Raw genomic sequence first — 21,697 nt, forward strand, 5'->3', positions numbered from 1 at the left:
CCCGCCTCCCCATCCACACACCCCCCCCCCCCCCCCCCCCCCCCCCCCCCGGGGGGGGGGGGGGGGGCCCCCCCCCCCCCCCCTACGGCACCTCCGGCTCTGTGACCACGCTCCTGGACAGACCTGACCGACGTAGGGCGGGGCTTTGCCCCGCACCTGCGCATGACACAGAGCCGAGCCATGATCCTGACCACGCCCCGCCTGACCCTGCGCCCGTTGCACCGCTCGGACGTCATGGCAATCACCGCCGCCCTCGATGACATCGAGGTGACACGCTGGCTCCCGAGGGCGCCGCACCCCTATCGGCCCTCCGATGCCGCGACCTTCATTCGCGCGGTCCTTGCCGGGAACCGGCCCGTCTGGGCCATCTGCCCTGGACGTGGCCCGCTTGTCGGTGTCATCGGCCTCCAGGGCAGCTTCGGCTACTGGCTGTCCCGGCGTGTCTGGGGGCAGGGCTATGCCACGGAAGCCGGGCAGGCGCTGCTGGGCCATCCCTTTGTGCGGGCGGGCACCGGGCTGGAATCCGGTCATTTCGAAGGGAACCTGCGCTCCGGCCGCGTCCTGTCGAAGCTCGGGTTCGAATACACCGGCGAGCTCCGGACCGTTACCCCGCTCTCGACCGGAACGCCGGTCGCCTTTCACCCGATGATCCTCACGCACGACAACGGCAGGACCGCTCCCGTCAATACCCCCGCTTGAGCGTGCGCCCAATCCCGGCTACACCGCGCCAAACGTCAGAAAGCCCAACTCATGAAGTTCCTCGATCTCTGCAAGGTCTACGTCCGCTCCGGCGCGGGCGGCAACGGCTGCATTTCCTTTCGCCGCGAGAAGTTCGTCGAGTTCGGCGGTCCGGATGGCGGTGACGGCGGCAAGGGCGGGGACGTCTGGGCGGAGGCCGTGGACGGCCTCAACACCCTGATCGACTTCCGCTACCAGCAGCACTGGTTCGCCTCCAACGGCCAGGGTGGCATGGGCCGCAACCGCACCGGATCGGACGGCGATGACATCGTCCTGCGGGTGCCTGTGGGGACCGAGATCCTCGAAGAGGACGAGGAAACCGTCGTCGCCGATCTGACCGAGCTTGGCCAGCGCGTGCTTCTGGCGCGGGGCGGCAATGGCGGCTGGGGCAACCTGCACTTCAAGACCTCCACCAACCAGGCCCCCCGGCGCGCCAATCCCGGGCAGGAGGCGGTCGACCGCACGCTCTGGCTCCGCCTCAAGCTCATCGCGGACGTCGGCCTCGTGGGCCTGCCGAACGCGGGCAAGTCCACCTTCCTTGCTGCTACCTCCAACGCCCGCCCGAAGATCGCCGATTACCCCTTCACCACGCTGCACCCTAACCTTGGCGTGGTTGGTGTGGACAACACCGAATTCGTCGTCGCCGACATTCCGGGCCTGATCGAGGGCGCGCATGAGGGCAGGGGCCTTGGCGACATCTTCCTCGGACACGTCGAACGCTCCGCCGTGCTGCTGCACCTGATCGATGGCACCTCCGGCACGCTGATCGAGGATTACCAGACGATCGTGAACGAGCTCGAAGCCTATGGCGCGGGTCTTGCCGAAAAGCCGCGCGTGACGGTGCTGAACAAGATCGACGCGCTGGATGACGAAGAGCGAGAGTTCCTCAGGGACGAATTGGAAGCTGCCGGGGCGGAGGACGTGATGCTCATGTCCGGTGCGACGAAGGAAGGTGTGACGGAGGTTCTCCGCGCCCTGCGCCCGCACATCACCGCCCTGCGTCAGGCTGAAGCCGCCGAAGCCCGCGGCGATGAGGACGAGGACGGCACATGGACCCCCTGAGCACGGCGAAACGCATCGTCGTCAAGATCGGCTCGGCGCTGCTGGTCGACCGTGCCACCGGTGCTTTGCGCACGGACTGGCTGCGGGCCATGGCGGAGGATGTGGCGGCGCTCAAGGGGCGCGGCGCGGATGTGATCCTCGTCTCCTCCGGCTCCATCGCGCTCGGTCGCGGGGTGCTGAAGCTGCCCGCGACCACGCTGCCGCTGGAACAGAGCCAGGCCGCCGCCGCGGTTGGCCAGATCCGGCTGGCCCGCGCCTATGAGGAGGTACTCGCTCCGCACGGCCTCACCGCCGCGCAGGTGCTGCTGACGCTGGAGGACACCGCTGACCGGCGGCGCTACCTCAACGCCCGCGCCACCTTCGAGACGCTGCTCGGCTTCGGCACCGTGCCCATCGTCAACGAGAACGACACCGTCGCCACGGACGAGATCCGATACGGCGACAACGATCGCCTCGCGGCGCAGATCGCCGTCACCGTGGGCGCGGATGCGCTGATCCTGCTGTCTGACGTGGACGGTCTTTATACCGGCAACCCGAACACCGATCCCGCCGCCACCCGCTTCGACGTGGTGGACGCCATCACCCCGCAGATCGAGGCCATGGCCGGGGATGCCGGCTCCGGCCTGTCGAAAGGCGGCATGAAGACCAAGCTGATGGCGGCCAAGACCGCCACCGCCTCCGGCTGCGCCATGGCGATCACCCATGGTTTCGAGACCCATCCGCTGAAGCGCCTCTCCGAAGGCGCGAACGCCACCTGGTTCACAGCCCAGATGGACCCGCACGCCGCCCGCAAGCGCTGGATCGCGGCGATGAAACCGCAGGGCACGGTGCTGGTGGACGAGGGCGCGGCGAAGGCGCTGGCCTCCGGCAAGTCGCTTCTCCCCGCCGGTCTGCGCGGTGTCGAGGGCAAGTTCGGACGCGGCGATCCGGTGACGATCCGGGTGACCGACGGGCGCAGCCTTGGGCAGGGGCTGAGCCGCTACACCGCCGCCGAGGCTACGGCCATCGCGGGCCACCACAGTGCCGAGATCGAGGTGCTGCTCGGCTACCCGGGCCGCGCCGTGCTGATCCATCGCGACGACATGGCGCTCTGAGCGGTCCCCGGTTTCTTCTCTTTCCAAATACGCGTAGTATTCCACCCTCAACCAAAGCGAGACACGTCATGAAAGACCTGACCGACATTCCCGCCCTCATGCAGGACATCGGAGCGCGCGCCAAGGCCGCCGCAGCAGAGCTCGCTTTCGCCCCAGCCGAGGCCAAACAGAAGGCGCTCGAAGCCGCCGCCGAGGCCGTCTGGTCCCGCCGCGCGGAGATCATCGCGGCCAATGGCAAGGATATGGAATACGGCACGGACAAGGGGCTGTCGAAGGCGATGCTCGACCGGCTGATGCTGGACGAAGCCCGCATTCAGGGCATCGTCGACGGGCTGCGCGCGGTAGCGGCGCAGGAGGACCCCATCGGCGCGGTCATGGACGCCTGGGACATGCCCTCCGGCTTGCATATCGAGCGCGTGCGCACGCCGCTCGGCGTGATCGGCGTGATCTACGAGAGTCGCCCGAACGTGACGGCGGATGCCGGGGCGCTCTGCCTCAAGGCGGGCAATGCGGTGATCCTGCGTGGCGGCTCCGAGAGTTTCCACAGCTCCGGCGCGATCCACGCCTGTCTGGTCGAGGGTGTGAAAGCCGCGGGCCTGCCCGAGGACGCCATCCAGCGTGTGCCGACGCGGGACCGTGCGGCGGTCAAGGAAATGCTGACCATGACCGATTTTATCGACGTGATCGTGCCGCGTGGCGGCAAGGGTCTCGTCGGCCTCGTCCAGCGCGAGGCACGGGTGCCGGTCTTTGCCCATCTCGAAGGCATCGTGCACATCTACGTCGACAAGGACGCCGATCCGGTCAAGGCGCTGAAGGTCGTGATGAACGCCAAGACCCGCCGCACCGGCATCTGTGGCTCGGCGGAATGTCTGCTCATTCACCGCGGCGTGCTGGACACAATCGGGCAGGGGTTGATCAAGGCGCTGCTTGACGCTGGAGTCGAGGTGCGCGGCGACGAGACCCTGCAAGCCATCGCGGGCGTCACGGCGGCGGAGGAGTCGGATTGGGGGCACGAGTACCTCGACATGATCATCGCGGCGAAGGTTGTGGACGACATCGACGCGGCCATCGCGCACATCAACCGCTACAGCTCCAGCCACACGGACTGCATCCTGACCGAGGATGACGCCGCGGCGGCGCGGTTCTTCCAGCGGCTCGATTCGGCGATCCTGATGCGCAATGCCTCCACCCAGTTCGCCGACGGCGGCGAATTCGGAATGGGGGCAGAGATCGGCATCGCCACCGGCAAGATGCACGCGCGCGGCCCGGTCGGGGCGATGCAGTTGACGTCGTTCAAGTACCAGGTGACCGGCGACGGCACCGTGAGAAGCTGACCGCAGAGGCTGGCTCCGGACTTTTGCAAAAAGTCCGGACCGATTTCTTTCAAGGAAATCGGCACCGATCCGGCGTCAGTCGAGGATTTCCATCCGCAGGCTGGTGTCGCCATGATGCACGCGGACGCGGCGACGGCGTTCGGTCGACAGGTTTGCCAGCATGGCGAACTGCACCTTGTCGGCACCGAGCTCCTCCGGGCCGGGTCCGCCGTTGAGAAGCTCCCAATGCGGTTTCGAGAAGTTGATGCGCGGGGCGGTGACGCTGACCGACCAGCCCGTCTCGCCCCGCTCACAGCGCACCGTGCCACCCTGCGGCAGCGCCGCCTCGCAGCACAGGTAGCCGAGGAAGGCGAGTTGCACGTCGGTGCGGCGCAGGTCCTTCGTCGGTTTCCAGTCCACCTGCACCCGTCCCGCCGCCGTCAGGTCGCGCAGGATGCCACGGATCTCGCGTTCGCCCATCATCTGGCTGTCGCCGGCCAGGCCGAAGGCCACGCGGAAGAACTTGATGCGGGCGTTGGCGTTGACGACGCTCTCGCGGATCAGCTCCAGTTCCGGCATGTCCTTGGCGAAGCCGGACAGGTCGAGCAGCTCCAGTCCGTTCTGGATGGCACCAACCGGGCTGATCAGGTCATGGCAGAGCCGCGACCCTACCAAGGCGGCCAAGGCGGCACTATCTTTGATCATCACGTCGCTCCGATCGAAGGGATTGGTCATGCAAGAACTCAATTCGTTTTTGGAACCGGGTATGCTCGTCACGCACCCTGACAAGCCCGAATGGGGCGTTGGACAGGTTCAGTCCAACATCGACGGGCGGATCACGGTGAACTTCCGCGAAGAGGGGAAGATCGTGATAGACGGTAGCCGGATCGGGTTGATTCCAGTTTATAACGAAAATTAACTTTCACAAGTTTATGAAGGGTTAACGAAGGAATATCCTTTTCCGGCACGGGATTGCGGTGTCGCCCCGCGCCCCCTGAAGCGCCCCGCCTTAAACCTGAGCCACAAATACCCTGTCGCACCTGCGGTGCTATCGGGACATTTGTGTCGCAGGATGATTCAGGTAAAAGGCGGGACGCTGTAGAACGCAAGTAAGGGAGCCACGGACAGGTATCATGACCTCAGCGACGCAGGACAGCTTCGTGGTCGAGCGGGCCACGACCGACGCGATGATCCGCGAGGCGCAGCGGCTGCGCTATGCGGTTTTCGTTGAGGAACTGGGCGGCGACGGGGCACTTGTGGATCATGACGCACGGCTGGAACGGGACCGCTTCGATCCGTTTTTCGACCACCTTCTGGTGCGCGATCCGGCCCGGGACGGCGCCGTCGTCGGGGTCTACCGGGTGCTGCGGGACGATCAGGCGGCGGCGGCGGGGCAGTTCTATTCCGAGGACGAATACGACCTGACGGCGCTGCGCGCCTCCGGACGGCGGCTGCTGGAGCTGGGCCGCTCCTGCCTGCATCGCGACTACCGGGGCGGCCCGGCGATGTTCCACCTCTGGCAGGGCCTCGCGGACTACGTTCTGGAACACGAGATCGAGATCCTGTTCGGCGTTGCCAGCTTCCACGGCACGGACATCGCCGCGCTGGCGGAGCCGTTGTCGCTGCTGCACCATCGCCACCTTGCGCCCGAAGCGTTGCGGGTGCGCTCGCGGCAGTTCCAGCGCATGGACCTGATCGACGAGGCGGCGCTCGACCGGCGGGCGGCGATGCTGGCGGTGCCCGCGCTCATCAAGGCCTACCTGCGGCTCGGGGGCACGGTGGGCGAGGGGGCCTTCATCGACCACGCCTTCAACACCACCGACATCTGCCTCGTGATGGACACGGAACGCATGAACGCCCGGCAGCGCGGCCTCTATGTGCGGGAGGGCACATGAGCACCTGGGACGGCCCGCCGCCGCCGCCCGCACCCACATTCGGGCCGGGCAACTGGGCATTGGTCCTGTTGCGCGGGATACCGATGGCGGTGGTCGTCTTCGGCGGCCTTCTGCTGCTGTTGCTGGTCCGGCTGGTGGAACGGCCGATCTGCGGCATGGACCGGCCTGTGACACCGTGGATCACGCTGTGCGTCTGCCGGACGGCGCTGGCGATCATGGGGCTGAGGGTCGAAACCCGGGGAACCTTCCTCAGGGAGCCCGGCGCCATCGTGGCCAACCATAGCTCCTGGCTGGACATCTTCGTGCTGAACAGCCGCAAGTGCATCTATTTCGTCTCCAAGGCGGAGGTGGCGGGATGGCCCGGGATCGGCTGGCTGGCGCGGGCCACCGGGACCGTCTTCATCCGCCGCGACCGCAGCGAAGCCAAGCGGCAGACCGAGATTTTCGAGGACCGGCTGATGCACGGGCACAAGCTGCTGTTCTTCCCCGAGGGCACCTCCACCGATGGCTTGCGGGTGCTGCCGTTCAAGACCACACTCTTTGCCGCCTTCTTCTCGCAGCGGCTCGAACATGCGATGCACATGCAGGCTCTGAGCATGCGTTACATTGCCCCGAAGGGTGCACCGGATGCGTTCTATGGCTGGTGGGGTGACATGGACTTCGGCGGATCGCTGGTGAAGATGCTCGGCACGCCGCGGCACGGAACGGTGCGGCTGATCTACCATACGCCGGTTCGGGTGGACGACTTCCCGAACCGCAAGACTTTGGCGGCGCATCTGGAACAGCAGGTCAGGGAAGGGTTCGGCAGGCCGCTGGACTGACCGGGTCAGCCCATCGCGGCCTTCAGCGTCTGCAATGCGGCCAGTGGATCTTCGGCGGACCAGATTTCCTCGCCGATGGCGAAGAAGTCGGTGATCGGGGTCAGGGCGCGGATGCGCTCTTCGGTCAGGCCGCCTTCGGCCACCACCGGCACCTCGATCATCTCCGACCACCAGCCGAAGAGGTCCTCGGAGGCGGTTCCGCCATCGCCGAGCGAGCCGGAGACCGGCCCGAAGGAGACATAGTCCGCGCCCGCCTCACCGGCGTTCATGCCGTCATGACGGGACTGGTGGCAATAGGCGCCGACGATGGCATCGGGGCCAAGCTCCTTTCGGGCGGCGCGGACCGAACGCGCGCCGTCGGTCAGGTGCACGCCATCGAGACCGAGCCGCTGCGAGAGCACCACATGGGTGTCGATCACCAGCGCCACGTCGAAGCGATGCGCCACCTCGCGCACCGCGTCGGCGGCCCGCATCAGCGTGTCCTCGTCGCGGGTGGCGAGGGAGAGCCGCAGGCAGGCAATGTCCGCGCCTTCGAGGACGCGGGAGAGCTGGCCGGGAAAGCTGCCAAGGTCGAAGACCGGGGGCGTGACGAGATAGATCTGCGGGGTATCCTCGGCGCTCATCTTGGGTCTCCTGTCCTTGACGTGACCCCCCATTTACCTCGGGATTTCGCCTTTGACCATGGGCCTCAGGCGGATTTCACCGGGTCCGCCCCGCTTGCGAAACCGCGCCCGTCTGCGTAGGGGAAGGCAGCACAAGGAGAGACCCATGCCCACCGACACGCCCCAGCCGAGCTTTGTCCTCGTCCGTCCCCAGATGGGTGAAAACATCGGGGCAGCGGCGCGGGCGATGTGGAACTTCTCGCTCGACCGGATGCGGATTGTCGCGCCCCGGGATGGCTGGCCGAACCCGAATGCCGTTGCCATGGCCTCGGGTGCCGGGCGGCTGCTGGACGAGGCGCAGCTGTTCGAAGACATCGCGGGGGCGACGGGGGATTGCACGTTTGTCTTTGCCACCACGGCGCGGCCGCGCGACCTGACCAAACCCGTCTACAGCCCCGAGGAGGCCATGCGCGAAGCGGCGCGGCGCATCGGCGAGGGGCAGCGCGTGGCGGTGATGTTCGGCCCGGAGCGGGCCGGGATGGAGAATGACGACATCGCGCAGGCCAACGCCATCATCTCCGTGCCCGTCAACCCGGGGTTCGCCTCGCTGAACCTCGCGCAATGCGTGCTGCTCTGCGCCTACGAATGGCAGCGGGCCAGCACGGAAGTCACGCCGCTGCGCGAGGAAATGGCGGGCACGGACTGGGCCGAAGTGGCGGAGGTCAACCACCTGGCGCGGCATTACGAGGAGACGCTGGAGACGGCGGGCTTCTTCTTTCCGGAGCACAAGGCGGACAGCATGAAGCTCAACCTGCGCAATCTCTGGAGCCGGATGCCGCTGACGCGGGTGGACGTGCAGATGCTGCACGGGATCATGCGCCAGATGGTGCGCTGGAAGACCCATCAGGCCGTTGCGGCGCGGGACGCGGACAAGAAAAAGCCGGACTGAGCGGGGGAGGATCGCCCGGTCCGGCAGGCAGAGGATCGCGCGCGGGAGGGACGCGCAATCCGGCAGGGTCAGTAATTGTTGCCGTAGCCGCCACCCTTCTTCTTCGGCGCATAGCCGGTGTTGCAGGCGTGGTCCTGCAGGTACTTGGCCGAAACCCAGTAATAGGAGTGGTTGTACTGGATCTTTGCCCAGCCGTGGGAATAGCCGACCACGTTCACCTTCGAGCAGGAGGAGAAGGTGCCGATCACATGGTAATTCGTGCCGGGGCCGGAGCGGGCGTTCAGGGTGACGCCGTAGTCGACCCAGTAATTGGTGGCGGAGGCGGCCCCGGCGGCAAAGGTCAGGCCAAGGGCGAAGGCGGCGGATTTGAGAAAGGCGTTCATCTGGAATACTCTCGTTGAAGCAGGTTGAGGCGGTCTGAGGCAGTTTGTAGTCTCACGGTACGCCCGGCGGCGCTTTCCCGTAAGTCAGGTAACCCTGACTGTGGAATTCCGGACTTCCCGGGCCTGCGTCACTCCGTCCGGGCGCTTGAAGCCCCCGCGCCCACGCCCTACTGTCAGCGCGAAATTCCGGAGGCAGGACATGGCGGACAAACGCAAGCTGTTCGAAGAGGTGGGCAGCGAGACGCCCGTGGCGCGCACCGCGCCGAAGGGCGGCATGATCGACGCAGGAAAGCGCGGGGCGCGCGGGGCGATCCGGCTCTGGCTGATGGTGCTCTTTGCACTGGTGGTGGTGATGATCGCGGTGGGCGGGCTGACCCGGTTGACCGACAGCGGCCTGTCGATCACCGAATGGCGGCCTGTCACCGGAGCCTTGCCGCCGATGGATGCGGCAGGTTGGGAATCCGAGTTCGAAAAATACCGGCAGATCCCCGAATACCAGTTGCAGAACAAGGGCATGACCCTTGCGGAGTTCAAGTCCATCTACTGGTGGGAATGGGGCCACAGGCAGCTGGGCCGGGTAATCGGTCTCGTCTGGGCGCTGGGTTTCTTCGGCTTCCTTGCCGCCCGGCAGATCCCGACCGGCTGGACCGGCCGTCTGCTCGGCCTCGGCGCTCTTGGCGGGTTGCAGGGCGCGGTGGGTTGGTGGATGGTCTCCTCCGGGCTTGGCGGGGAAATGCTCGACGTGGCGTCTTATCGCCTCGCCACGCATCTTGGTCTCGCTTTCATCATCCTCGGCTTCATCGCCTGGTACGTCTACGCGCTTGGCCGCGACGAACGCGCCCTGATGCAGGCGCGGCGCGAGGCGGAGCCGAAGCTCTTCTCCATGGCCACAGGCCTCATGCATTTCGCTTTCCTGCAGATCCTGCTCGGCGCGCTGGTGGCGGGAATCGATGCGGGCCGCAATTTCCCGAGTTGGCCGCTGATGGAGGGCGGGCTCTGGCCGTCGGACATGTTCGCGGAAACCCCGCTGTGGCGGAATTTCTTCGAAAACCCCGGCCTCGTGCAATTCCTGCACCGCATGGCCGGCTACCTGCTGTTCGTCTTCGGCATCGTCGTCTGGCTGCGCGGGCGCAAATCGCCCAATGCCGACACCCGCTTTCGCTTCAATGCCGTGATGGCGATGATGCTGGTTCAGGTTGTCATCGGTATCGTTACGGTTGTATACGCTGCGCCACTGGAGATCGCGCTGCCGCACCAGTTCGGGGCGGTGCTGCTCTGGGCCCTGATCCTGCGGGCGCGGTTCGCCGCCCGCTATCCAAGAAAACAGTCCATTCGGGAAGGCATTTGACGTATGCAGGCATTTGACGAGTTGATGGCGTACCAGCGCGAGACCGAGGCGCTGAGCCAGGTGGCCGGGCGTCTGGGCTGGGACCAGGAAACCATGATGCCGCGTGGCGCTGCCGAACAGCGTGCGGACGAGATGGCGGCAATGGAATCGGTGCTGCATGCCCGCCGGGTGGCTCCGCAGATCGGCGACTGGCTGGCGGGGATCGACGCCGCGGCGCTCGACGCGGAACAGCAGGCGCAGCTGCGCCTGATCCGCAAGGAGCACGAGCGGGCGACGAAGGTGCCCGCGCGGCTCGCCGCCGAGATCGCCAGACTGGTCAGCCGGGCGCATGTCGTCTGGGCCGAGGCCCGCGCGGACGACGATTTTGCTGCCTTCGCTCCCGTTCTTTCGGAGATCATCGCGCTGCGCCGCGAGGAGGCGCAGGCGCTTGCCGCTGGGGGCGATGTCTACGACGCGCTGCTCGACGATTACGAACCGGGCGCGAAGGCCAGCGACCTCGACGCCATGTTCGGCGCCCTGCGTCCGCGTCTGGTGGCGCTGCGCGAGGCGGTGCTGGACAAGCCGTCCCCGAAAGGCGTGACCGGACCCTTCGACGAGCATGGCCAGATGAAACTGACCCGGCTCGTTGCCCGCAGCTTCGGCTACGATTTCAAGCGCGGACGCGTGGACAAGGCCGTGCACCCGTTCAGCTCCGGCAGCGGCGACGATGTGCGCATCACCACCCGCACCAGTGCGCTCGACCCGTTCGGCTGCATCTATTCGACGATCCACGAGGTCGGCCACGCCAGCTACGAGCAGAACATCAACCGCGCCTATCGGCTGACGCCACTCGGCAAGGGCGTGTCGATGGGCGTGCACGAGAGCCAGAGCCGGATCTTCGAAAACCAGCTCGGCCGCAGCCGCGCCTACACGGGCTGGCTGTTCGCCCGGATGCGGGACACTTTCGGCGATTTCGGGATTGCCGATGCGGATGCGTTCTATGCGGCGGTGAACGAGGTCAAGAACGGGTTCATCCGGACCGAGGCGGACGAGGTGCAGTACAACCTGCACGTGCTGTTGCGGTTTGACCTGGAGCGGGCGCTGATCAAGGGCGACCTCGCCGTGGCGGATCTGGAGGCGGCGTGGAACGATCGCTTCGAGGCGGATTTCGGCTTCGCGGTGGACCGGCCGTCCAATGGCGTGCTGCAGGACGTGCATTGGTCGGCGGGGCTGTTTGGCTACTTCCCGACCTATTCGCTTGGCAACGTCTATGCCGGCTGCCTGCACGCGGCTCTTCGCGCGGCGGTGCCGGGCCTCGACGACGCGCTCGCGGAGGGCAATACGACGCCCGCGACGGATTGGTTGCGGGAGAACCTGCAGGTGTTTGGCGGGCTGTACGAGCCGCGCGGGGTGATCACGCAAGCCTGCGGTGACAAAGCCCCGAGCGAGGCGCCGCTCCTCGATTATCTCGAAGAGAAGTTCGGGGCGCTGTACGGGCTCTGACCGGGCGGTGATTGCCGGGCAGCGCCGTAGGGTGGGTTTTCAACCCACCGCCTGGCCCGGGTGGGTTGAAAACCCACCCTACCCAAATCCTACAGCAACGCCATCCGCTCCGCCCGCTCCGGGTCCGGGAAGGGGCGATACAGGGCGAAATCGGCGTTCAGGATCTGGTCATGCACGGCGCGGTACAGGTTGTCGATTTCCTCGTCCTTCGTCCCAAGCGTTCGGAACGCCTGGTCCAGCATCGAGAGATCCTGGACCGCGATGTTCAGGAGGAAATCCCGGTGATGCTGCGAAGCGAGGTTCAGCTTCCGCCGGTAGAGTTGCCAGTCGAGAATGACGCCCTTGGCCTTCAGATGACCCATCCAGTCATCCAGCGCCTTGGCGAATTTCAACGCGACCCCGTCATTCCGCAGGTCGATCGAGCAGGTATAGAGATTCATTGGTGATCCTCCGCTGGACGAAGGATGTACACCCAAGAGCTTAAGAAGCGCTTATGAGCGCTTCTCGAGCGAATCCGCGATGCGTTCCATCGCGACGGCGCTGCGCTCCTGCAAGGTCACCTGCCGTTCCAGAAGCGCGATCTGGCGCTTCTGGTTCTCGGCAAACTGCGTGTTCACGTCGACGATCCGGGCGGAGTGCGAGGCCGCATTGCGGCCCCTGTAGATGGCGAAGGCGAGCATCGCCACCAGCGCGATTAAAAGGACGAGCAGAATGACGTCCAGCGCCATCATGCCTCGGCGTCTCCCTCTTCGTCGCCCTGGTCGGCGATCCAGGCCACCGAGACGACTTCCTCGCCCTTGCCGGTGTTGAACACCCTCACGCCGCCCGCGCTGCGGGAGCGGAAGGAGATGCCGTCGACAGGCACACGGATCGACTGCCCCGTGGAGGTGGCCAGCATGATCTGGTCGTCCATCTCCACCGGGAAGCTCGCCACGATGTCGCCGCCGCGCATGCTCTTCTCCCAGGCGGTCACACCCTGGCCGCCGCGCCCGCGCACCGGATAGTCATGCGAGGAGGACAGCTTGCCGAGACCCTTGGCGGTGATCGTCAGGATCAGGTTCTCCGCCGCCGACATCTCGGCATAGCGTTCCTGGCTGAGCGGCGCGTCGGCGTTGCCCTCGTCGTCGCTCGTCTCGTCTTCGGTCACGCCGGCCATCAGGCGGCGCATCTTGAGGTAGGAGGCCCGCTCGTCGCTCTCCGCCTCGAAATGGCGGATGATCGACATGGAGACGACCTTGTCCTCACCCAGCAGACGCACGCCACGCACACCCGTCGAGGAGCGCGAGTTGAAAATCCGCACGTCCGGCACCGGGAAGCGGATGGCGCGACCGGAGTTCGTGACCAGCATCACGTCATCGTCCTCGGAACAGATGCGCGCGTCGATCAGGCGGGTGTTCTCGTCCTCGCCCTCGAACTTCATCGCGATCTTGCCGTTGCGCATGACGTTTGTGAAATCCGACAGCTTGTTGCGCCGCACCGAGCCCTTGGAGGTGGCGAAGACGATCTGCAGATCGTCCCATTCCGCCTCGTCGCGGTCCACCGGCATGATCGCGGCAACCGAAACGCCCGCCGGGATCGGCAGGATGTTGACGATGGCCTTGCCCTTCGACGTGCGCCCGCCGAGCGGCAGACGCCAGGTCTTGAGCTTGTAGGCCATGCCGTCCGTGGTGAAGAACAGCAGCTGCGTGTGGGTGTTGGCGACGAAGAGTGTCGTCACCACGTCGTCGTCCTTCATCGCGCCGCCCGACAGCCCCTTGCCGCCGCGCTTCTGCGCCCGGAAATCGGCCAGCGCCGTCCGCTTGATCCAGCCGCCGGCGGTGACGGTCACAACCATCTCTTCGCGCTCGATCAGGTCCTCGTCGTCCATGTCGCCGGCCCAGTCGACGATCTCCGTCCGGCGCGGCACGGCGTAGCTTTCACGGATTTCCCGCATCTCGTTCGAGATGATCTCCATGATCCGCTCGCGGCTCGACAGGATGTCGAGGTAGTCCTTGATCTTGGCCGCCAGTTCTTCGAGCTCGTCCGTGACTTCCTTGACGCCCAGTTGCGTAAGGCGTTGCAGGCGCAGGTCGAGGATGGCGCGGGCCTGCGTTTCCGACAGGTTGTAGGTGCCGTCCTCGTTGGCCTTGTGGGTCGGATCGTCGATCAGCGCGATGTAGGGCAGGATTTCCGCCGCGGGCCAGCGGCGCTCCATCAGCCGTTCGCGGGCTTCGGTGGCATCGGCGGAGGAGCGGATGGTGCGGACCACCTCGTCCACGTTCGAGACCGCCACGGCGAGGCCGCAGAGGATGTGCGAACGCTCCCGGGCCTTGCGCAGCAGGTAGGCGGTGCGGCGGGCGACGACATCCTCGCGGAAGTCGATGAAGGCGGAGAGGAAGGCCCGCAGGGTCAGTTGCTCCGGTTTGCCGCCATTCAGCGCCAGCATGTTGCACCCGAACGAGGTCTGCATCGGGGTGAATCGGAACAGCTGGTTCAGCACCACCTCGCCGGTGGCGTCGCGCTTGAGCTCGATCACCACGCGCACGCCGTCGCGGTCGGACTCGTCCTGCACATGGGCGATGCCCTCGATCTTCTTGTCGCGGGCCGCCTCGGCGATGCGCTCGATCATCGTCGCCTTGTTCACCTGGTAGGGGATCTCGTCGATGATGATGGCGAAGCGGTCCTTGCGGATTTCCTCGATGCGGGTCTTGGCGCGGATGATGACCGAACCGCGCCCTTCAAGGTAGGCCTTGCGCGCGCCGGAGCGGCCAAGGATCACGCCGCCGGTGGGGAAGTCCGGGGCGGGGATGTACTGGATCAGGTCCTCGGACGACAGGTCCGGGTTCTCCATCAGCGCCAGCGTCGCGTCGATCACCTCACCAAGGTTGTGCGGCGGGATGCGCGTTGCCATGCCGACCGCGATACCCTCCGCGCCGTTGACCAACACGTTGGGGTAGCGGGCGGGCAGGACCGTCGGCTCCATGCGCTCGTTGGCGTAGTTCGGGACGAAATCGACGGTCTCCTTGTCGATGTCCTCGAGCAGCGCCTCGGCGCATTTCTGCAGCCGACTCTCGGTGTAACGATAGGCGGCGGGCGGATCGCCGTCCATGGAGCCGAAGTTGCCCTGACCGTCGATCAGCGGCAGCGACATGGAAAAGTCCTGCGCCATGCGCACCAGCGCGTCATAGACCGCCGAGTCGCCATGCGGGTGGTAGCGGCCCATGACATCGCCCACCGCCGTCGCGCATTTGCGATAGGGCTTGGCGCGGGTCTGGCCGTTCTCCCAGAGCGTATAAAGGATGCGCCGGTGCACAGGTTTTAACCCATCCCGAAGATCGGGAATCGCCCGGCTCACGATCACGCTCATGGCGTAATCGAGATAGCTGTTCTTCATCTCGTTTTCGATCGAGATCGAAGGCCCGCTGGGGACGGGACGATTTTCTTCTTCGTTTTCAGGAGTTTCGGGCGTATCGCTCACGAGGGGGGCCTGTCTGTTCTGGTGCTATATCTTGTTGGCGCAGGTTATACCCCGGACTAGGGATAGGGTGCAATGCCGCTGGCGACCCGGGTTTTGGCAGCCGGGCAGAGAGGCTGCTAACATACTGTTTTCATTGAAAAGTAAGGAATCGCGCGGCAAGCTTGTTTCACGGCAACAAGAAACGTTCGAGGCACTGCGATGCAGGAAAGTGAAACCGAGCTGATGCTCAAGGGCTACGGGCTGACCACGGCTGAATTCTTCTACCACATGCCCGATTACACCCATGTTCTGAACACGTTCATCTGGCAGGACTACGATCTCGCCCCGGATCATCCGCGGCTGTTCAAATTCATCGAGTTCTGGCAGGACGAAATCGAAGGCCCGCTGCACTCGGTCCGCTTCACCCACCGCAAGATGATCTCCCCCGGAGAATGGCGGCACGTGGTGGGGGAATTCACCTACGGCAAGGGCAAGTATCACTGAGCGGTTTCGTCCAGCTTGCGCTGGACGACCGGCGCGCCCCTGCGGGGCGCACTTCGGGGCTTCGCTTCGGCCCGGAATAGTCGAGGCATCTGGAAAAGCGGGTGCGTTCTTGCTGGACGGCCGTCAGGTCAGGGAATGATCCGCGTGTACTTCACGCCTTCGAGCGAGGCGCTGACGCGCAGGCCGGATTGGCCGAAGATCACCGCGATGACCGGCGCGAGGGAGGTGGTGGTCTCCGCCGACAGGGTCTCACCCTTCGCCGGAGTGGCGTAGAGGATGTTGGCCCCTCCGGCGTAGCCCGGGGAGCGGCGGAAGGTTTCCAGCGCGTCCTGCGTCATGAAGAACAGCACATGGGCGTATTGCTGTGCGCCGATCTGCAGACCGCCGGAGGCTTTGGTCACCGAATAATAATCCACCGTCGCGCCGCCGACCCGCAGGGCACCGCGCCCGTAGCCGCCGCCAAGACCGAGACCGGCCTCCGTGACCAGCGGCATGATCAGCATTCCGGTCGACTTCGCGGCAAGGTCGCGGGTGCCGGGGTAATCCGCGTAGAGCTGGTTCAGCGTGCTGTCGACGCGGGCGTCGATGGTGGCCGGGCCGCGTCCGCCAATGCCATTGCCGCAGGCAGCCAGAAGGGGCAGGGCGCCAAGCCCCAGGATGGTCGTGCGTCGGGAAAGGGTCATCTCACTGCTCGTTTCTTGATGTTGCATCGCCTCTCGTCCGGCTGTGCCGCCGGTTGGGCGCAACTATAGGCGGGAGGGCGCCGGTTGTCACCACATTGCGTGGACCTTGCGCGGGAATGCGCTAGGCACGGCCATTCCAAATGCTCACAAAGAGGTCCGACCGACGTCCTTTCACGCCATGGCCTGCCGCCTCAGCCGTTCAGCAGCCGCGCCGCCGCCGGGGCGAAATAGGTCAGAACGCCGTCGCATCCGGCGCGTTTGAAGGCCATCAGGCTCTCCATCATCACCTTCTCGCCGTCGACCCAGCCGCGCTCGCCCGCGCCCGCCAGCATCGCGTATTCGCCGGAGACCTGATAGGCAAAGGTCGGCGCGCCGAACATCTCCTTGGCCCGGCGGCAGATGTCGAGATAGGGCATGCCCGGCTTGACCATGACCATATCCGCGCCTTCGGAAAGGTCGCGGTGGATCAGCCGCATGGCCTCGTCGGAATTGCCCGGGTCCTGCTGGTAGGTCTTCTTGTCGCCCTTCAAAGCGCCCGAAGCACCCACCGCATCGCGGAACGGGCCGTAAAACGCACTCGCATACTTCGCGGCGTAGCTCAGCAACAGGACGTTCTGATGTCCTGCGGCCTCAAGGGCGCTGCGCAGGGCGCCGATCCGGCCGTCCATCATGTCGGATGGCCCGATGATGTCCGCGCCTGCGTCCGCCTGGGACAGCGCCTGCTTTACCAGGGCCTCCACCGTGCGGTCGTTCACGATCTCGCCATTCTCGACAAACCCGTCATGGCCATTGATGTTGTAGGGGTCGAGCGCCACGTCGGTCATCACTGCCATGTCCGGCACCGCCGTCTTGATCGCCCGCGTGGCACGGTTCGACAGGTTCTCCGGGTTCCAGGCCTCCGCACAATCCTCGGTCTTCAACGCGGGATCGGTGTAGGGAAACAGGCAGATCGCAGGGATACCGAGCGCATGGGCCTCCTGCGCCGCCTCGACCACCTTGTCGACAGACAGCCGGTTCACCCCCGGCATCGAGTGGATCGGCTCGACGATGCCGGTCCCATCCCGCACGAAGACCGGCCAGATGAAATCGGCCGGAGATAGTGTGGTCTCCTGCACCAGCGCCCGAATGGCAGGGGTGCGGCGCAGGCGGCGCAGGCGTGTGGCAGGAAAAGCGGCAATTGTCGGCTTCATGGGGCTTGGTCCTTGTAAACGCGCTTCTTGGGTGGCATGGAAAGACCGCTCCCACAAGACCCGCGCAGCGCATTTTCCGCGTCGCGGCCCATGCAGAAAGACTCATCGCTTGGACTGGTACAGCACCGTTTTCGAAGTCATCGACATGCGCTCCTTCTCGAACCTGTGGTTCTGGATCGTGCTGGCGGTGACCTGGTCCTCGGCCTCGCATTGGGTTCTGGGCGTGCCCTTCGACATGGTGGCGCGGGCGCGTCGGCAGGGCGGGCAGGCGGAACAGGACCTCGAAGACCTCGTGCGGATCAACACCAACCGCCTGATCTTCATCGCGGACGAGGCCGGTCTCTGGATCACCGCCATCGGCTCGGCACTGCTCACCGGGCTGGCCGTGCTCGGCATCGGGTATGACATCGAAATCGCCCAGGCGATTTTCCTGCTGGCTTTCCCGATGACGCTTGTGGGGCTGCTCAGCCTGCATTCCTCGCGCAAGATCCAGGCGGGCGAGGGCGAGGGCGAGGCGCTCTGGCGGCGCCTGCGCATCCACCGCACCATCACCCAGTTCATCGGCATGGCCTCGATCTTCTGCACCGCGCTCTGGGGCATGTATCAGAACCTCTCGCAGCACATCCTGCACTGAGCCTTTCCGCCATTGACCTGCGCCCCCGCGCGGGCCATTTCAGGCGCCATGGCACAGAACAGCATCACCATTGGCGGCGCCCCCGAGGGCTTTGACGCAACCCTCCTGCTTCGGGAGATGGACAGGGCCGACGGGCCGGTGATCCACGTGGCCCGCGATGACAAGCGGCTGGCGGCGATGCAGGCGGCGCTCGCCTTCTTCGCGCCGGACGTGCCGGTGATGAGCTTTCCCGCCTGGGACTGCCTGCCCTATGACCGGGTTTCGCCGCATGCAGACATCTCCGCCGCGCGGATGGCGACGCTGGCCGGCCTCGTGCACGGGATGCCGGGGCGGTACATCCTGCTGACCACCCTGTCGGCCGCCGCGCAGTATCTTCCGGCGCGTGACGTGCTGAAGCAGGCGGCCTTCGCGGCGCGGGTCGGCGAGCGCGTCAATGAAGAGGACCTGCGCAATTTCCTGGTCCGCATGGGCTTTTCCCAGTCGCCCACGGTCATGGAACCGGGCGATTACGCCATTCGCGGCGGCATCATCGACATCTTCCCGCCGGGTCATGGCGGTCCGGTCCGGCTCGACTTCTTCGGCGACATCCTCGATGGCGCCCGACGCTTCGATCCGGAGACGCAGAGGACCACGCAAACCCTTGACGTGATTGAACTTGCGCCGGTCTCCGAGGTCATCCTCGACGAGGCGGCCATCACCCGGTTCCGGCAAAACTACCGCATCGAATTCGGCGCGGCGGGCACTGACGATCCGCTTTACGAAGCGGTCAGCGCCGGGCGCAAGCACGCGGGAATCGAGCATTGGCTCCCGTTCTTCCACGAGCGTCTGGAAACGCTGTTCGACTACCTGCCCGGCGCGCCCGTGGTCATGGACGACCAGCTTACCCCGGCGCGGTTGGCGCGGTGGGACGGCATTGCCGACCAATACGAGACCCGGCGCATCGCCATGTCCCAGAAAAAGACAATGGGCAGCAGCGTTTACAAGCCGATCCCGCCGGATCAGCTGTATCTGGACGACGCCGCCTGGACCCGCGCCCTTGGCGACCGGCGTTCGGTGCAGTTGCACCCGCTGCCGCAGGCGAGCGGCCCCGGTGTCACGGACGCGGGCGGGCGCATCGGGCGCAATTTCGCGCCGGAACGCCAGCAGGAATCCCTGAGCCTTTTCGGGGCCTTGGCGACGCATGTGAAAGCGAAGATGCAGGACGGCCCGGTTGTCATCGCGTCCTATTCCGAAGGGGCGCGGGAGCGCCTGACCGGGCTGATCGAGGACGAGGGACTGGCCGAAGTCATCCCGATCCGCGACGGCACCCGGATCGGCAAACGCGGTCTGCATCTCGCGATCTGGGCGCTGGAAGCGGGGTTCGAGGCGCCGTGGGAGACGGCGCCCGGCGGCGGCAAGGGCAAGCTCACGGTCATTTCCGAGCAGGATGTTCTCGGCGACCGTCTCATCCGCCAGCCGAAGAAGAAACGCCGCGCTGAGAATTTCCTGACCGAGGCGCAGAGCCTGACGCCGGGTGACCTCGTGGTGCATGTGGACCACGGCATCGGGCGGTATCAGGGGCTTGAGGTGGTGCAGGCGCTGGGGGCGGCGCATGAATGTCTTCTGCTGGAATATGCAGAAAACGCAAAGCTTTACCTCCCGGTCGAGAATATCGAACTGCTGTCGAAATACGGCCATGAAGAGGGGCTCCTGGACCGTCTCGGCGGTGGGGCGTGGCAGGCCAAGAAGGCAAAGCTGAAGCAGCGTATCCGCGAGATGGCCGACAAGCTGATCCGCATCGCGGCAGAGCGGGCGCTGCGCAAGGCCCCGATCATGGACCCGCCGCCGGGGGCCTACGAGAGCTTTGCTGCCCGCTTCCCGTACCAGGAGACGGACGATCAGCTGACGGCAATTTCGGACGTGATGACCGACATGCACTCGGGCCAGCCGATGGACCGGCTGGTCTGCGGCGACGTGGGCTTCGGCAAGACCGAGGTGGCGATGCGAGCGGCCTTCGTTGCGGCGATGAGCGGCGTGCAGGTGGCGGTGATCGCCCCGACGACGTTGCTGGCGCGGCAGCATTACAAGTCATTTGCTGAACGATTCCGGGGATTTCCGGTACAGGTTGCGCCCCTGTCCCGGTTCGTTGGAGCAAAGCAGGCGGCCCTGACCCGCGACGGAATCGCCAAGGGGACGGTGGATATTGCCGTGGGCACCCATGCGCTTCTGGCGAAGGGGATCCGGTTCCAGAACCTCGGTTTGCTCATCATCGACGAGGAGCAGCACTTCGGCGTGCAGCACAAGGAGCGCCTGAAACAGCTGCGCTCCGATGTGCATGTCCTGACCCTGACCGCGACGCCGATCCCGAGGACGCTGCAACTCTCCCTGACCGGGGTGCGCGACCTGTCAATCATCGGCACGCCCCCTGTGGACCGGTTGGCGATCCGGACCTATGTGAGTGAGTTCGATCCGGTCACCATACGCGAGGCGCTGCTGCGGGAGCATTACCGCGGCGGGCAGTCCTTCTACGTCGTGCCGCGCATAGCCGATCTGCCTGAAATAGAAGAGTTTTTGCGCGAACAGGTGCCGGAAGTGACCTATGTCGTCGCCCATGGCCAGATGGCGGCGGGGGAACTCGACGACCGGATGAACGCCTTTTACGACGGCAAGTATGACGTGTTGCTGGCGACGACCATCGTGGAATCGGGCCTCGATATTCCGACGGCGAACACGATGGTGGTGCACCGTGCGGACATGTTTGGTCTGAGCCAGCTTTACCAGATCCGGGGGCGGGTCGGGCGGTCGAAGACACGGGCTTATGCGTATCTGACGACGAAACCGCGGGCGAAACTGACGGTGACTGCGGAGAAACGGCTTAGGGTTCTGGGCAGTCTCGACACGCTGGGAGCCGGATTTAACCTTGCATCTCAAGACCTTGACATACGCGGAGCGGGGAACCTCCTGGGGGAGGAGCAGTCCGGGCAGATGCGGGATGTGGGGTATGAACTGTACCAGTCGATGCTGGAGGAGGCGATTGCCAAGATCCGCAGCGGCCAGATGGAGGGCTTGGCGGAGGCGGACGATCAGTGGGCGCCGCAGATCAACCTCGGTGTTTCGGTATTGATTCCAGAGGATTACGTGCCGGATCTCGATGTGCGGCTGGGTCTGTACCGGCGGCTTTCGGGGCTCACGACGAAGGTGGAACTGGAAGGGTTTGCTGCCGAACTGATCGACCGGTTCGGGAAATTGCCGAAGGAAGTCAACACCTTGCTGCTCGTCGTGCGGATCAAGGCGATGTGCAAGCGCGCGCATATCGCTAAGCTGGACGCCGGGCCGAAGGGGGCGACGGTGCAGTTCCATCAGGACAAGTTCCCGCGCCCCGCAGGGTTGGTGGAATTCCTCAAGGATCAGAAGGACCTGGCGAAGGTTCGGGACAACAAGATCATCGTCCGGCGCGATTGGCGCACCGACAAGGACAAGATCCAGGGGGCTTTCGCCATCGCCCGCGATCTTGCCGAGGCGGCGGGGACGGTGAAGCGGAAAAAGGACGCTTAACGCAGCGCACGGTAGGGTTAAGGCACCGT

Annotated in this window: 21 protein-coding genes; 13 read left to right on the forward strand and 8 right to left on the reverse strand. The window is 65.5% G+C overall.

What is annotated here, in order from left to right; all coding sequences use genetic code 11:
- The first annotated feature begins 162 nt into the window (after positions 1-162).
- The 4 genes from ACP159_RS15330 to ACP159_RS15345 all read left to right on the forward strand — a co-directional run bounded on the left by ACP159_RS15330 (position 163) and on the right by ACP159_RS15345 (position 4,228).
- Positions 163-699: a GNAT family N-acetyltransferase gene (locus tag ACP159_RS15330; RefSeq protein WP_425100583.1), complete on the forward strand. Its 537-nt coding sequence runs from the start codon at positions 163-165 to the stop codon at positions 697-699.
- Between the two features lie 51 nt (positions 700-750).
- Complete coding sequence (gene obgE / locus ACP159_RS15335) at positions 751-1,800, forward strand: GTPase ObgE (protein ID WP_425100584.1); 1,050 nt, start codon at positions 751-753, stop codon at positions 1,798-1,800.
- Positions 1,788-2,894 carry a glutamate 5-kinase gene (proB, locus tag ACP159_RS15340; protein WP_425100585.1) on the forward strand — a complete coding sequence of 369 codons (1,107 nt, stop codon included), beginning with the start codon at positions 1,788-1,790 and terminating at the stop codon, positions 2,892-2,894. The genes obgE and proB overlap by 13 nt, the downstream gene beginning before the upstream one ends.
- 68 nt (positions 2,895-2,962) lie before the next feature.
- Positions 2,963-4,228 (forward strand): glutamate-5-semialdehyde dehydrogenase, encoded by a 1,266-nt coding sequence (locus ACP159_RS15345; protein WP_425100586.1) that lies wholly within the window; start codon positions 2,963-2,965, stop codon positions 4,226-4,228.
- A 75-nt stretch (positions 4,229-4,303) separates the two neighbouring features.
- Here ACP159_RS15345 and ACP159_RS15350 read toward each other — a convergent pair whose 3' ends face one another.
- The gene (locus ACP159_RS15350; RefSeq protein ID WP_425100587.1) at positions 4,304-4,912 is read right to left on the reverse strand and encodes a histidine phosphotransferase family protein; all 609 of its coding nucleotides are present in this window, start codon (positions 4,910-4,912) and stop codon (positions 4,304-4,306) included.
- A gap of 28 nt (positions 4,913-4,940) precedes the next feature.
- Between ACP159_RS15350 and ACP159_RS15355 the strand changes: the two genes are divergently transcribed.
- The 3 genes from ACP159_RS15355 to ACP159_RS15365 all read left to right on the forward strand — a co-directional run bounded on the left by ACP159_RS15355 (position 4,941) and on the right by ACP159_RS15365 (position 6,923).
- The gene (locus ACP159_RS15355) at positions 4,941-5,126 is read left to right on the forward strand and encodes a DUF3553 domain-containing protein (protein WP_425100588.1); all 186 of its coding nucleotides are present in this window, start codon (positions 4,941-4,943) and stop codon (positions 5,124-5,126) included.
- A gap of 214 nt (positions 5,127-5,340) precedes the next feature.
- Positions 5,341-6,102 (forward strand): GNAT family N-acetyltransferase, encoded by a 762-nt coding sequence (locus tag ACP159_RS15360; RefSeq protein WP_425100589.1) that lies wholly within the window; start codon positions 5,341-5,343, stop codon positions 6,100-6,102.
- Positions 6,099-6,923, forward strand: coding sequence for a lysophospholipid acyltransferase family protein (locus ACP159_RS15365; RefSeq protein WP_425100590.1), 825 nt, complete (start codon positions 6,099-6,101; stop codon positions 6,921-6,923). Before ACP159_RS15360 ends, ACP159_RS15365 begins: the two co-directional genes overlap by 4 nt.
- Before the next feature lie 5 nt (positions 6,924-6,928).
- On the opposite strand, the gene ACP159_RS15370 is transcribed toward ACP159_RS15365, so the two are convergent.
- On the reverse strand, positions 6,929-7,546 hold the full coding sequence (locus ACP159_RS15370; RefSeq protein ID WP_425100591.1) for a thiamine phosphate synthase: 618 nt from the start codon (positions 7,544-7,546) through the stop codon (positions 6,929-6,931).
- 145 nt (positions 7,547-7,691) lie between these two features.
- On the opposite strand from ACP159_RS15370, the gene ACP159_RS15375 reads away from it, so the two are divergent.
- Positions 7,692-8,474, forward strand: coding sequence for an RNA methyltransferase (locus ACP159_RS15375; RefSeq protein ID WP_425100592.1), 783 nt, complete (start codon positions 7,692-7,694; stop codon positions 8,472-8,474).
- A gap of 68 nt (positions 8,475-8,542) precedes the next feature.
- On the opposite strand, the gene ACP159_RS15380 is transcribed toward ACP159_RS15375, so the two are convergent.
- Positions 8,543-8,857, reverse strand: a complete 315-nt coding sequence (locus tag ACP159_RS15380; protein ID WP_425100593.1) for an SH3 domain-containing protein — start codon at positions 8,855-8,857, stop codon at positions 8,543-8,545.
- A 199-nt stretch (positions 8,858-9,056) separates the two neighbouring features.
- On the opposite strand from ACP159_RS15380, the gene ctaA reads away from it, so the two are divergent.
- Positions 9,057-10,205: a heme A synthase gene (gene ctaA / locus ACP159_RS15385; protein ID WP_425100594.1), complete on the forward strand. Its 1,149-nt coding sequence runs from the start codon at positions 9,057-9,059 to the stop codon at positions 10,203-10,205.
- A gap of 3 nt (positions 10,206-10,208) precedes the next feature.
- Complete coding sequence (locus ACP159_RS15390; RefSeq protein ID WP_425100595.1) at positions 10,209-11,687, forward strand: carboxypeptidase M32; 1,479 nt, start codon at positions 10,209-10,211, stop codon at positions 11,685-11,687.
- Positions 11,688-11,776: 89 nt separating this feature from the next.
- Here the strand turns inward: ACP159_RS15390 and ACP159_RS15395 are convergent, their stop codons facing one another.
- Genes ACP159_RS15395 through gyrA form a run of 3 tightly spaced genes read right to left on the reverse strand, consistent with a single transcriptional unit; the run spans position 11,777 to position 15,144 of the window.
- Positions 11,777-12,127 carry a DUF6614 family protein gene (locus tag ACP159_RS15395; protein ID WP_425100596.1) on the reverse strand — a complete coding sequence of 117 codons (351 nt, stop codon included), beginning with the start codon at positions 12,125-12,127 and terminating at the stop codon, positions 11,777-11,779.
- Positions 12,128-12,178: 51 nt separating this feature from the next.
- Positions 12,179-12,418: a hypothetical protein gene (locus ACP159_RS15400; protein ID WP_425100597.1), complete on the reverse strand. Its 240-nt coding sequence runs from the start codon at positions 12,416-12,418 to the stop codon at positions 12,179-12,181.
- Positions 12,415-15,144 (reverse strand): DNA gyrase subunit A, encoded by a 2,730-nt coding sequence (gene gyrA / locus ACP159_RS15405; protein WP_425100598.1) that lies wholly within the window; start codon positions 15,142-15,144, stop codon positions 12,415-12,417. Before gyrA ends, ACP159_RS15400 begins: the two co-directional genes overlap by 4 nt.
- A 198-nt stretch (positions 15,145-15,342) precedes the next feature.
- Here gyrA and ACP159_RS15410 point away from each other — a divergent pair, with 198 nt between their 5' ends.
- Positions 15,343-15,627, forward strand: coding sequence for an usg protein (locus ACP159_RS15410; protein WP_425100599.1), 285 nt, complete (start codon positions 15,343-15,345; stop codon positions 15,625-15,627).
- A gap of 128 nt (positions 15,628-15,755) precedes the next feature.
- Here the strand turns inward: ACP159_RS15410 and ACP159_RS15415 are convergent, their stop codons facing one another.
- Positions 15,756-16,310, reverse strand: a complete 555-nt coding sequence (locus tag ACP159_RS15415; RefSeq protein ID WP_425100600.1) for a YSC84-related protein — start codon at positions 16,308-16,310, stop codon at positions 15,756-15,758.
- 191 nt (positions 16,311-16,501) lie between these two features.
- Entirely contained in the window at positions 16,502-17,500 is a 999-nt protein-coding gene (hemB, locus tag ACP159_RS15420) for a porphobilinogen synthase (RefSeq protein WP_425100601.1), read from the reverse strand.
- Positions 17,501-17,609: 109 nt separating this feature from the next.
- Between hemB and ACP159_RS15425 the strand changes: the two genes are divergently transcribed.
- A complete protein-coding gene (locus ACP159_RS15425) occupies positions 17,610-18,134 on the forward strand; it encodes a component of SufBCD complex (RefSeq protein ID WP_425100602.1) in 525 nt (174 codons plus the stop codon).
- Positions 18,135-18,182: 48 nt separating this feature from the next.
- Entirely contained in the window at positions 18,183-21,668 is a 3,486-nt protein-coding gene (gene mfd / locus ACP159_RS15430) for a transcription-repair coupling factor (protein ID WP_425100603.1), read from the forward strand.
- Positions 21,669-21,697 lie beyond the last annotated feature (29 nt).

The sequence above is a fragment of the Tropicibacter sp. S64 genome (genome assembly GCF_049803835.1).
Lineage (GTDB): Bacteria > Pseudomonadota > Alphaproteobacteria > Rhodobacterales > Rhodobacteraceae > Pacificoceanicola.